Below are 12115 nucleotides of genomic sequence, written 5' to 3' on the forward strand. Positions count from 1 at the left end.
CCAAGTGGACCACGGGAGGCTACCTAATGAAAGCTTCGGCTTTCAGCTACATCAAACCGTCGACTGTCCTGGATGCGCTTGTGCTGCTTGCCGAACACGGCGAGGCGGCGAAGTTGCTGTCGGGTGGTCAAAGCCTGTTGCCGGCCCTCAATCTGCGGCTGTCGGCTCCGGAATGGCTGATCGATATCGGCGGGCTTGATGAGTTGCGTGGCATCACGATCGCCGACGGTGTGGTTCGGATCGGTGCGCTCACCCGACATGTCGATATTCTGCGCTCGCCGGAGATAGCCGTCCACGCGCCGTTGCTCACCGAGGCGATGGCGCATGTCGCGCACCCCGCCATTCGCAACAAGGGCACCATCGGCGGCAACCTGGCCCACGCCGATCCAGCATCGGAAATGCCGGCCTGCATGGTAGCGCTCGACGCGGTGATCGTGGCCCAGGACGCGCAACGCCAGCGCCGCATTCCGGCTGCGGAGTTCTTCACCGGCATCTACGAGACCGCGCTGGCCGCCGACGAAATGCTGGTCGCTGTCGAGTTGCCGGTGGCGCAATCCAACAATGCGCACTTCTTCCACGAATACTGCCGCCGCAAAGGCGACTACGCGATCGTTGGACTGGCGGCATCGGCCGTGCTGGAGGGTGATGGTTTCGCGGATCTGCGGCTCGGTTTCTTCGCCGTTGGCGACAGACCGCTGCTGGCGTCCTGCGCCCGTGAGTTGGTTGGCGGACCGGTGACGTCCTCCATGCTGGTGGCAGCGCAGGCTGCGCTGGATGCCGAGCTTGAGCCTGAGGAAGACCAGCAAGCTTCCGCCGCGATGCGTCGTCACATGGCGCGGCAACTTCTGTCGCTATGCGTCGCGACGCTGTTGCGCAGGCCCGACCTTGAGATCAGGAGGTCGGCATGACCGGTCCCGTAGCGATCGACCTGACGGTCAACGGCGAGCGCGTCGAGGCGCAGGTTTTGCCGCGGCAGAACCTTGCCGATTTCCTGCGCGAGCAACTGGGCCTCACCGGAACCCATGTCGGCTGCGAGCACGGCGTCTGCGGCGCCTGCACGGTACGTGTTGATGGCGAGATCGTCCGTTCCTGCCTGGTGCTGGCGGTGCAGACCCAGGGCATGGCGGTCGAGACCATCGAAGGTTTGTCCGACAGCGGCGAGGTCGTCGATCTGCAGGCCGCGTTCCGTCATCGCAACGCGCTGCAATGCGGCTACTGTACGCCGGGCATGCTGATGACCGCGCAGGACCTGTTGCGGCACGAGCCAGCGCCCGATCGCGAACAGATCCGCGAACATCTGTCCGGCAATTACTGCCGCTGCACCGGCTATCACGCCATCGTCGATGCGGTCGCCGCGACCGCGCTTGCGCGCAACGGAGGCGCATCATGAGCGACGGTCTCGACCAGAACCGCGGGTTGTCGGTGTTGGATCGCCCGAATTCCTACATCGGCAAGACCGTGCCGCGGCCTAACCTCGACCGGCTGATGCAGGGCAGGGGGCAGTATGTCAGCGACATGACTCTGCCGCGGATGGCGCATGTCGTGTTCCTGCGCTCGCCCTATGCGCATGCGAAGATCGTCAACATAGATGTGACCGCGGCCAAGGCGATGCCGGGCGTGATTGCTGTCGTCACGGGCCCCGAACTGGCTGAGGTGATTACACCGTGGGTCGGCGTGCTCACCCATCTCAAGGGCTTGAAGTCGGCACCGCAACACGCCATCGCCGTCGATCGCGCGTGCTGGCAGGGCGAAGCCGTCGCCGCCATCGTTGCGACCAGCCGGGCGCTCGCCGAAGACGCCGCCGAGCAGATGTCGGTGGACTACGAAGAACTGACGCCGGTCACCAGCATGCGCACCGCGTTGGATGCCGAGACGCCTGTTATCCATCCCGTGCTCGGCGACAATCTCGCCTTCGAGCGCAATCTCGATGCCGGTGCGATCGATAAGGCCTTTGCCGAGTCCGACGAAGTCGTCGAGGCCGAATTCGTGTTCGGCCGCCACACAGGCGTGACGCTGGAGCCGCGCGCTGTGCTGGCCGACTGGAATCCCGGTGAAGCCCGCCTGACGATCTATCAGGGCACCCAGGCGCCGCACATGGTGCAGAATATCGCCGCCAAGCACCTCGGTCTCGAAGAGGCGCAGGTGCGCGTCGTCTGCAAGGATGTCGGCGGCTCGTTCGGCATCAAGGTGCATATTTACGCCGACGAGATGGCGACCTACGCGCTGTCGAAGTTGCTGCGTCGCCCCGTCAAATTCGTCGCCGACCGCGTTGAGAGCTTCAACACCGACATCCATGCCCGCGACCACATCTGCAAGGGCCGTATCGGCGTCAACAACGACGGTACCATCACCGGCTTCGAGATCGACGATCTTACCGGCATTGGACCGTATTCGATGTATCCGCGCACCAGCGCGATCGAGGCCAATCAGGTCGTCAATCTGGTCGGCGGCCCTTACACCGCGCCGAACTATCGCGCGCGCGCCCGGGTCGTGTTCCAGAACAAGAACGTCACCTGCCAGTATCGCGCGGTCGGCCATCCGATCGCCTGTTCGGTCACCGAGGGGCTGGTTGATCTCGCCGCGCGCCGCATCGGCATGGACCCGGTGGCGATCCGCCGCAAGAACCTGATCGCCGACGACGCCTATCCCTGTGCCTCGCCGTCGGGCATGAAGTTCGAGGCGCTGTCGCATCAGGCCTCGATCGACAAATTGTTCGCGATGATGGATTACGACGCGCTGCGCGCCGAGCAAGCCGAACTGCGCAAGAAGGGCATCTATCGCGGCATCGGCATCGCCAGCTTCATCGAGGTCACCAATCCGGCCGCGGCGTTCTACGGCGTCGGCGGCGCGCGCATCTCGTCGCAGGACGGCGTCACGGTGCGGCTCGACGCCACCGGCGCGGTGATCTGCCAGACCAGCCTCACCGAACAGGGCCAGGGTTCGGAATCGCTGACGGCGCAGATCGTCGGCAGCGTGCTCGGCGTGTCGATGAACCGTGTCCGTGTCATTCTCGGCGATACCGACAACACGCCCTATGGCGGCGGCACCTGGGCATCGCGCGGCGCCGGCATCGGCGGCGAGGCGGCGTTGCAATCCGCCAAGGCGTTGCGCAAGAACATCCTCGATGTCGCAGCCGCCATCCTGCAGGCCAAACCCGGCGATCTCGACATCGTCGACAATGCAGTGGTCGATATGGCCGGCGGCCAGCCGCGCATCGAGCTGCATGAGCTGGCGCGGATCGTGTATTTCCGACCGGACACGCTGCCGCCGGGCTTCCAGGCCGAGCTGATGGCGACCCGTCACTTTGTGCCGCGCGACTATCCCTTCGCCTTCACCAACGGCGTGCAGGCATCGTGGCTGGAGGTCGATCCGAACACCGGCTTCATCACGCTGCTCAGGCACTGGGTGGTCGAGGACTGCGGCACGCTGATCAACCCGCAGCTGGTCGACGAGCAAATCCGCGGCGGCGTCGTGCAGGGGCTGGGCGCCGCACTCTACGAACATTTGATCTATGACGAGCGCGGCCAGCTCACCAATGCCAACATGGCGGACTATCTGGTGCCGATGTCCGGCGAGATGCCGGATATCGATATCGGTCATGTGGTGTCGCCGACGCTGGAGACCGAGTTGGGCGCCAAGGGCGCGGGGGAAGCCGGTACGGCCGGTGCGTCCGCGTGCGTCGCCAATGCCGTGAACGATGCGCTTTCGCCGTTTGACGTAAGCATCACCGAAATTCCACTGACGCCGCGGCTCATTCTCACGGCGCTGGGAGTGGCCTGACCAAGACGACGACCAAGCTGATCGAAAACGACAGCACTTAAAAACACAGAGGGAGACACACATGACCAAGAAGACACCGACTTCCGGACTGGTTACGCGCCGCCGCCTGCTGACGACCGTGGGCGCCGGGGCTGTTCTGGCGGTCTCGCCGTTCCGCATCAACCTGCTTCAAGCGCAGGAAGCCACCATCAAGGTCGGCTTCCCCGTGCCGCTCACCGGCCCCTATGGCACCGAAGCGCAGGACCAGGTCCGCGCCGCCGAAGTGGCGATCGCTGAATTCAACGAAGGCGGCGGCCTCAACGGCCGCAAGGCCGAGCTTCTGGTGCGCGACGACAAGCTCAACCCCGGCGAAGCCGCGACGCGCACGCTGGAGCTGATCGAGAAGGAGAAGGTCAACTTCATCGTCGGCAGCCTGTCGGCCGCCGTGCAGCTCGCGGTGAACAACGTCACCAGGGAACGCGGCATCATCTTCAACTCGATCAGCCAGTCGGATACCATCAACGAAGTCTCCGACTTCAGCAAATTCACCTTCCACGAGGCGCTGAATCCGCACATGACCGCCGGCGCGGTCGGCCGCTATGCGTTCCCGAAGTTCGGCAAGAAGGTCGCATTCCTCACCGCCGACTATGCCTACGGCCATGAAATGGTTCGCGGCTTCCAGGAGGCCGGCAAGGCATTCGGCGTCGAGACGCTTGTCGATATCCGCCATCCGCTTGGCACAACCGACTTCTCGGCGCTGCTGCCGCGCATCCAGGCTCTGAAGCCTGACATCCTGTGCATCAGCAATTTCGGCCGCGACCAGCAGATCGCGCTGAAGCAGGCGACTGATTTCGGCATGAAGAAGTCGATGAAGATCATCGTCCCGATCATGCTCTACACCGGCCGTATCGCCGCCGGGCCGCAGGCCTTCGAAGGCGTGATCGGCGGGACGTCCTATTATTGGGGTATCGAGGACAAAATCGCTTCGGCCAAGGCGTTCAACGATCGCTTCCGCAAGATGCATGCCGGCAAGGTGCCATCGGATTACGGCGCGCTCGGCTATGGCGGCGTCAAGACGCTGCTAATGGGCGCCAAGGCCGCAGGCAGCCTGGAGGCCGACAAGGTGATCGCGGCCATCGAGGCGCTGAAATACGACTACTACAAGGGGCCGCAATACTATCGCGGCTGCGATCACCAGTCGGTGCAGTCGGTGCTGATCATCGAGTCGAAGGCCAACCCGCAGAAGGGCGACGCCGACGTGTTCAACGTGGTCGAGACCGAAGCGCCGAACGACGCCAACCTGCGCAGCTGCGCGGCGCTCGGTCACAAGGCTTGATGCAGACGGATGCGCGCCCGCAGCGGGCGCGCATCGCTTTTGGAGGAACAGAATGGCCGGCCTGAGTTTCGATCTTATCGCGTTGCAGCTTTTCACGGGGCTGGCGCTCGGCGCGATCTACGTGCTGTTTGCCATCGGCCTGTCGCTGATCTTCGGCATGCTGACCGTGGTGAATTTCGCGCATGGCGCGTTCTACATGATCGGCGCCTATGTTGGCCTGTTCCTGCTGTCTCTGGGCGGCAATTTCTGGCTCTGCCTGGTGGCGGTGCCCCTGATCGTCGGCGTCAGCGGCATGATCGTCGAACGCTTCCTGATCCGGCCGCTGTATGGGCGCGGCATCGATTACCCGCTGCTGCTGACCTTTGGCCTCAGTTACATCATGGTCGAACTAATCCGCATCGCCTTCGGCAAGAGCGGCTATCCGTTCGACACGCCGGACCTGCTGCAGGGCGCGGTCAATATCGGCGTCGGCTATTTCCCGCTGTACCGGCTGTTCGTGATCGGCGCCGCCGTCGCGGTGCTGCTGGCGCTGTGGCTGTTTCTGGAAAAGACCAGCTTCGGCCTCATCATCCGTGCCGGCGCGCGAGATCCGCAGATCGTCCGCGTGCTCGGCGTCGATGTCGGCCGCGTCTGGCTGTATGTGTTCGGCATCGGCACCGCGATCGCGGGCCTTGCCGGATTGCTGGCCGCCCCGTTGCAGGGCGTGATTCCGGAAATGGGCGCCAACATTCTGGCGGAAGCGTTTGTCGTCACGGTAGTCGGCGGCATGGGGTCGATCGGCGGTGCGGTGATCGCGGGCCTGTTGGTTGGTGTCGTCGTCAGCATGACGTCGTTGTTCGCGCCGGAAATGGCGAAGGTCTCGATCTTCGCCTTGATGGCCGTTGTGTTGCTGATCCGTCCGCAGGGCTTTTTCGGCCGTGCCGGACTCATGAGCTAAGGTCGATATGTCCATGAATGAAATGTCGCAGACGCTGGCGCAGACCAGCGTCGAACCGCGCAACTGGTTCGAGACCGCCAAGCGCCACCGTGCGCTGCTCGCCAGCCTGTTCGTGCTCGTGTTCCCGCTGATCATGCCGTTCACCGCGCTCGCGGTAAATATTCTGATCTATGGCCTCTACGCGCTCGGCTTCAACCTTCTGTTCGGCTATCTCGGGCTGTTGTCGTTCGGCCATGCGGCGCTGTTCGGCACCGGTGCCTATTTGTGCGGCATCGCCATCGTGCATCTCGGCATGCCGTGGTATGCCGCGATCGGCATGGGCATCCTTGGCGGCGCGGTGATGGCCGCCGGCATCGGCGCGCTGGCGATCCGCACCCGCGGCATCTACTTCGCGATGGTGACGATGGCGCTGTCGCAATGCGTGTTCTACCTGTTCTATCAGGCGGAGCACTGGACCGGCGGCGAGAACGGGCTGCGCGGCATCAATGTCCGCGTCATCGACATCTTCGGCTTCAAGTTCGATTTCATCAATCCGATGACGCGCTATTACGTCGTCGCCGCCTTCGTCATCGCGGCGCTCTATGTGCTGTCGCGGATACTGGCCTCGCCGTTCGGCGCGGTGATCGAGGCGGTCCGCGAGAACGAGGCCCGCGCCCGCGCATCCGGCTATAACGTAACGCTGACGCGGCTGGTCACCTTCATTCTGTCCGGCGCATTCTGCGGCCTCGCCGGAGCGCTGATGGCGATGCACCTGTCGATCGTGCCGATCGAAATCCTGCACATCGAGACCTCCGGCATGGTGGTGATGATGTCGCTGCTTGGCGGTATGGGTACTTTCTTCGGCCCGTTCGTCGGCGCCGCGGTATTCCTGTTGCTGGAAAACCTCGTCTCGCTGTGGACCGTGCACTGGCAGCTGATTGTCGGCGCGGTGTTCGTCGTCTGCGTATTGTTCTTCCCGGCGGGCATCTGGGGAACGATTCTGAAGTGGATCAAGCCATGACCGCTGCTCCCTCCCAGGTCATCATGCGCACCGAAGGCGCCAGCAAGGTGTTCGGCAAGTTCAGGGCGCTGAACAACATCACCGCGGAATTCTCCACCGGCGCGATCACCTCGATCATCGGTCCGAACGGCGCCGGCAAGAGTACCTATTTCAACCTGCTGTCCGGCGCGTTGCAGCCGACCAGCGGCAAGGTCGAGTTCGAGGGGCGCGATGTCAGCAAGGTCGCGCAGCACGAATTCGCCCATATGGGCATCGCCAAGTCGTTCCAGATCACCAATGTGTTTCCGCAACTGACCACGCGCGAGAACGTCCGCGTCGGTCTGCAGGCCTTCGTGTCGCGCTACAACATGTGGAAGCCGCGCGCCACATTGCCGGGGCTTTCGGAAAAAGCCGACGAGTTGCTGGCGCTGGTCGGGCTAGGCAACCGCCGCGACCGCGTCGCCAAGGAATTGGCGCATGGCGAGCAGCGCGCGCTGGAAATCGGCATGGCGCTGGCCAGCAACCCGCGATTGCTGCTGCTGGATGAGCCGACCGCCGGCATGAGCCCGGAAGAGACGCGGGTGATGATGGACCTGATCGTCAAGCTGGCGCGCGAGCGCACGGTGATCCTGGTCGAGCACAAGATGAAACTGGTGATGGGGATCAGCGACCGCATTCTGGTGCTGCATCACGGAGAATTGCTGGCGCAGGGCACGCCGACCGAGGTCCGTCAGAATGATCAGGTCAAGCGCGTCTATCTTGGCCAGCGGGAGCACTAGACGATGCTGAAGGTTACAAAGCTCAACGCCTGGTACGGCGCCAGCCACGTGTTGCAGGACATCGCGCTCGAGGTGAACAAGGGTGAGATCGTCTGCCTGATCGGCCGCAATGGCGCCGGCAAGACAACGACGCTGAAGTCGATCATGGGGCTGGTCAAGACCTCCGGCTCGACCGAGTTCAAGGGCAGGGAGATCCTGAGCGAACCCGCGCATACGCGCTTCGCGCTGGGCCTCGCTTATGTGCCGGAAGAGCGCCGCATCGTGCAGGGCCTGACTGTGCGCGAGAATTTGCGGCTCGGCCTGGTTGCGTCGCCGGCCAAGACCAAAGAGGTGCAGCTGATTGAAGAAATCGCGGAAATCTTTCCGCGGCTGGCGGAACGGCTCGACCAGGAGGCCGTCACTATGTCCGGCGGCGAACAGCAGATGCTGGCGATCGCGCGCGCTATGATCGCCAAGCCGGACCTGATCATGCTGGACGAGCCCTCGGAAGGCATCATGCCGGTGCTGGTCGACGAGATGTTCGAGCTGTTCCGCAAGATGAAGTCGGAAGGCACGACCATCCTGCTGGTCGAGCAGAACGTCGAACTGGCGCTGGCAATCGCCGACCGGGCCTATGTGCTCGACCAGGGCGAGGTCGTGCACCATGCCAGCGCCACCGCGCTGCTGGCCGATGATGAGATCAAGGAGCGGTACTGCTCTGTGTGATCGGCATTTGTTCGAGGCCTTCTGCGAGTGTTAGACTAAACATCTACTGCATGTTGCGTGCGACATAAGTCGCCGTTTTGTCTTTCCAGAATGGCACCCTGAATGACGTCCATCCCCGATGCAAAGCCCTTGAGTCGGGGTGGTCTTTACTTGCTGCTCGCCGGCCAGTTGTTGCCGATGGTCGATTTCTCGATCGTCAACGTGGCGATGGACTCGATCGCCCATTCGCTCGGCGCCAGCGAGACGCAACTGGTGTTGATCGTCGCCGTCTATGGGGTGGCGTTCGCGCTGTGCCTGGCGATGGGGGGGAGGCTCGGGGACAATTATGGCCGGCGCCGGCTGTTCGGCTGGGGCGTCGCGCTGTTCGCCGTTGCTTCCTTGCTGTGCGGAATGGCGACCACGGTGCCGCTGCTGCTGGTGGCGCGCGCGGTGCAGGGTGTCGGTGCGGCGCTGGTGGTGCCGCAGATCCTGGCGACGATCCACGTCACCTTGCGCGGTCACGCGCATTCACGGGCGATCGGCCTGTATGCCTCCGTCAACGGCCTGGCCTTCGTGGTCGGGCAGGTGTTCGGCGGATTTCTGGTCTCGGCGGATATCGGCGGGCTGGCGTGGCGCAACGTGTTCCTGGTCAATCTGCCGATCTGCGCGGCCGTGCTGTTGGGCATGCGGAAATTCATGCCCGAGACAACGTCGCCCAATCCGGCACGGATCGACTGGCCGGGGACCTTGATGCTGGCGCTCGTCGTGCTCTGCCTGCTGCTGCCGCTGTCGCTCGGCCCGCTGCTGCGCTGGCCGTGGCAGGGCACGGTGATCCTGCTCATGGTGCCGCTGTTGCTGTGGCTGCTGTGGCGCGTCGAACTCTGGCAGGAAGCGCGCCACGCCGCACCGCTGTTGCCGCCCTCGCTGCTCCGGTTGCGCAGCGTGCGCTATGGCCTCGGTATGATGGCGATCTTCTTCGGCAGTTTCAGCGGCTACATGTTTGCGATGGCGCTGACGCTGCAGATCGGCGCCGGTTTTTCCGCGTTGCAGTCGGGCAATGCGTTCATCGCCGTCGGCACCGCCTTCTTCATCGGCTCGCTGCTGACGGCGCGCGCCTTCGCGCGATTCGAGCGCACCACGGTTCTGCTGTTCGGCTGCGCGGTGCAGATGACCGGGCTGATCGCGCTGATGCTCACGCTGTACTCGGTCTGGCCGGCGCCCACCGTGTGGAATCAGATCCCCGCGACCTTTCTGGTCGGCTTCGGTCAGGCCTTCATGGTCGGGAGCTTCTTTCGCATCAGCCTGTCCGAGGTTCCTCCGGGGCAGGCGGGCGCGGGAAGCGCGATGCTGTCGACGGTGCAGCAGGCGTCTTTCGGGCTCGGGCCGGCGGTGTTCGGCGCCGTCCTTACCCAGGTTCTGCATCTGGAGGCGGGCAACTATCTCTATGCCGCGCTGGCGGCGCTGGGCGTCGAGGTTTGCCTGATGGCTGCGCTGGCGAGCGTCGCGCTGGCGCTGCGCAAAGGCATGCCGCTACAAAAAGCGTAAACCGGGCGGAAATTTGATGTGAGGTGAGCGTTAACGCATCAATCTTTGAGAAGATTGGTGCGCCATTCAGAACAAAACTGCGAACTCATACGTCATTGAAATAACTATATAAATCTATAATGCCTCTCCGCCTTCCGACCGTCTCGCTTAAATCGCAACACCGCCTGCTGTGGCTTCGATCGCCCACGCCGGTCTGTCCAAGGCAGCGGGGTGGGGTAGGGGGAATTAGAGCGTCGCCCCCCTGTGGCGGCACCCTAACGACAGGCCATCCGAGCAATTTGTAAAGTCTGGTTTTTGAACTTCCCGGGGATCATTTACGCCCGCATTGAAGCACACACGATCTCCGCGTAATCAGTCGTGAAAATGGCGAGAGCCGTACAGGGTCGAGCTTGAGAGGCCTTGGCGCAAGCTGGAGCAACGGCACGGGCCTTTGCTCTTCGCTCGTAGGGTTGTCCTGACTGCAATTCGCGCCGCCTTAACCGACGCCGGGATCGCCACAGCGCGCATGACTTCCCTTGTCCTCTACCCATGCGCGGCGCAGACAGTCGTTGAAGCAACGCTGGCCGATGCCGGTGGAAGGGATAAACGGGTTAGAATAGGTCTCGAAACATCGACCAGGCGCGGACCATAATGACCGGTCGAATCTGGACATAGCTCCTTTGCTGACGGTTCCCGCCGACACGAGCGCACCTGTGCCTTGGCACCGTGACGCACCATAGGCTAGACAGTATCAGGTCCCAGCGGCGCATTTCGCCTCCCTAGGGGATGAGGCTGAAGAAGCATGGCCGACTGGAAGGACGAAATCTCGCAACTCGACATCGTCGATATTGCGGAGAAACTGGGACTGCAGCTCGCGCCGGGGCGGCGTTCGCCTCGCCTGGCTATTTGTCCGTTCCACAACGACACTCAGCCTTCCCTGCATCTCTATCAAGGAAAAGACCCTCATTACCATTGCTTCACTTGCCACGAACACGGCGACACGATCGAACTCGTCAAGCAGCGTCAGAACGTCGATTTCGCAGGCGCGCTTGACTGGCTGGCGAGCGTCTATGACCTAAGCCTTCGCCAGCGCGGATCGCGGAGCAAGGCGCCGCGCCAAGATATCCGCCAACGGGCTCAAGCCTTTTGGCGCGAGACTAATGACCTCGCGGGCATGAAACTTTTCGCACAAGCGCGAAAGTTCGAGCTGGAAACGTTGAGATCCGCCGGCATCGTCATGGGGTCCGCGGAGGCCTTCCTCGCCAGCCTCGGCCAGGACCGGGCGGCGCTGGATGAAGCAGTTGCTGCGGGACTGGGCTATGCCGGGGACAGTGGTCTGTCGCCTTCCATGCGCTCGGTATCCCTGACCCCGTTTGTGCGCGGCGAGTCGGTGCTTATCCCGATCGCAAATCTTCGCGCTAGGACCGCTGGGTATATGGCGCGACGGGTCGTTGGCGACGGTCCGAAATATCTCTTCACTAAGGGCTTTAAGAAGTCCGACCTCCTCTACCGGGGCGACGAGGTCCGGCGACGTATCGACGCGGCCAGGGAGCTGGCCGCCCTTGATGGTGCCGCCGACCGGTTTGACCTGTTCCTAGTCGAGGGCGTATTTGACGCCCTGCGGCTGGAAAGTCTTGGTCTGCCCGCCGTGGCGTTGTTTGGCGCATCGATCAGCGACAAGCAGGTCGAGGCGATCAGCGAGCTTGCTGAACTGGCGCTTGCGGCAGGGCGAGCTCTCAGGGTCCACCTCTTTTTCGATGCCGACAAAGCCGGACGCCGAGGTATGGCCGACGCTCTTCCCCGTCTCCTTCACAAAGGGCTAGAAGCGTCGTTCCTGGTCGACGTCGTTGGTGTGGACATAAAGGAGGGGGACGATCGAACCAAGATTGATCCCGATGAACTCCTCGCCGACCTCGCCCCTCTTACGGCCCGACAGACCATCGTCGATGCGCTGGTGCCGGCCCTGGACGCGCTGGCCGCGGTCAGCCTCAACCACGCGTTCGTCGGCGTGGCCGGCGCGGTGGAGGCGCTCGACGCTGGCGGCTCAATCATTTTCCAGAACCGCCTTGCCCGGCGTCTGCAAAAACTGGATTGGCCTGCGATCTGGCAGAATCTCG

Annotated in this window: 9 protein-coding genes and 1 pseudogene; all 10 read left to right on the forward strand. The window is 63.2% G+C overall.

The genetic code is table 11. The features are described 5' to 3' along the window. The first annotated feature begins 26 nt into the window (after window positions 1-26). Entirely contained in the window at window positions 27-908 is an 882-nt protein-coding gene (locus JWQ24_RS03905) for a xanthine dehydrogenase family protein subunit M (protein ID WP_299804605.1), read from the forward strand. Continuing rightward, window positions 905-1390, forward strand: coding sequence for a (2Fe-2S)-binding protein (locus JWQ24_RS03910; protein WP_299804607.1), 486 nt, complete (start codon window positions 905-907; stop codon window positions 1388-1390). Before JWQ24_RS03905 ends, JWQ24_RS03910 begins: the two co-directional genes overlap by 4 nt. Next, window positions 1387-3780 (forward strand): xanthine dehydrogenase family protein molybdopterin-binding subunit, encoded by a 2394-nt coding sequence (locus JWQ24_RS03915; protein WP_299804610.1) that lies wholly within the window; start codon window positions 1387-1389, stop codon window positions 3778-3780. Before JWQ24_RS03910 ends, JWQ24_RS03915 begins: the two co-directional genes overlap by 4 nt. A 61-nt stretch (window positions 3781-3841) precedes the next feature. Beyond that, window positions 3842-5095, forward strand: coding sequence for an ABC transporter substrate-binding protein (locus tag JWQ24_RS03920; RefSeq protein WP_299804613.1), 1254 nt, complete (start codon window positions 3842-3844; stop codon window positions 5093-5095). Between the two features lie 52 nt (window positions 5096-5147). Continuing rightward, window positions 5148-6032, forward strand: coding sequence for a branched-chain amino acid ABC transporter permease (locus JWQ24_RS03925; RefSeq protein WP_299804617.1), 885 nt, complete (start codon window positions 5148-5150; stop codon window positions 6030-6032). A gap of 13 nt (window positions 6033-6045) precedes the next feature. Further along, entirely contained in the window at window positions 6046-7032 is a 987-nt protein-coding gene (locus tag JWQ24_RS03930; protein ID WP_299804669.1) for a branched-chain amino acid ABC transporter permease, read from the forward strand. Continuing rightward, window positions 7029-7790, forward strand: coding sequence for an ABC transporter ATP-binding protein (locus JWQ24_RS03935; protein ID WP_299804620.1), 762 nt, complete (start codon window positions 7029-7031; stop codon window positions 7788-7790). Before JWQ24_RS03930 ends, JWQ24_RS03935 begins: the two co-directional genes overlap by 4 nt. 3 nt (window positions 7791-7793) lie before the next feature. Next, window positions 7794-8495 (forward strand): ABC transporter ATP-binding protein, encoded by a 702-nt coding sequence (locus JWQ24_RS03940; protein WP_299804622.1) that lies wholly within the window; start codon window positions 7794-7796, stop codon window positions 8493-8495. Between the two features lie 102 nt (window positions 8496-8597). Next, complete coding sequence (locus JWQ24_RS03945) at window positions 8598-10019, forward strand: MFS transporter (RefSeq protein ID WP_299804625.1); 1422 nt, start codon at window positions 8598-8600, stop codon at window positions 10017-10019. A gap of 781 nt (window positions 10020-10800) precedes the next feature. Continuing rightward, window positions 10801-11823 (forward strand): annotated as a pseudogene (locus tag JWQ24_RS28535) (CHC2 zinc finger domain-containing protein); the annotation flags it as partial. Window positions 11824-12115 lie beyond the last annotated feature (292 nt).

Origin of the sequence: Tardiphaga sp., assembly GCF_028290495.1 — a bacterium.
In the GTDB taxonomy this organism is placed as follows: Bacteria; Pseudomonadota; Alphaproteobacteria; order Rhizobiales; family Xanthobacteraceae; genus Tardiphaga.

Coding starts and splice junctions, on each gene's coding strand:
- JWQ24_RS03930 (WP_299804669.1), top strand. CDS start 6,046: ATGAATGAAATGTCGCAGACGCTGGCGCAGACCAGCGTCGAACCGCGC.
- JWQ24_RS03915 (WP_299804610.1), top strand. CDS start 1,387: ATGAGCGACGGTCTCGACCAGAACCGCGGGTTGTCGGTGTTGGATCGC.
- JWQ24_RS03910 (WP_299804607.1), top strand. CDS start 905: ATGACCGGTCCCGTAGCGATCGACCTGACGGTCAACGGCGAGCGCGTC.
- JWQ24_RS03935 (WP_299804620.1), top strand. CDS start 7,029: ATGACCGCTGCTCCCTCCCAGGTCATCATGCGCACCGAAGGCGCCAGC.
- JWQ24_RS03940 (WP_299804622.1), top strand. CDS start 7,794: ATGCTGAAGGTTACAAAGCTCAACGCCTGGTACGGCGCCAGCCACGTG.
- JWQ24_RS03945 (WP_299804625.1), top strand. CDS start 8,598: ATGACGTCCATCCCCGATGCAAAGCCCTTGAGTCGGGGTGGTCTTTAC.
- JWQ24_RS03925 (WP_299804617.1), top strand. CDS start 5,148: ATGGCCGGCCTGAGTTTCGATCTTATCGCGTTGCAGCTTTTCACGGGG.
- JWQ24_RS03905 (WP_299804605.1), top strand. CDS start 27: ATGAAAGCTTCGGCTTTCAGCTACATCAAACCGTCGACTGTCCTGGAT.
- JWQ24_RS03920 (WP_299804613.1), top strand. CDS start 3,842: ATGACCAAGAAGACACCGACTTCCGGACTGGTTACGCGCCGCCGCCTG.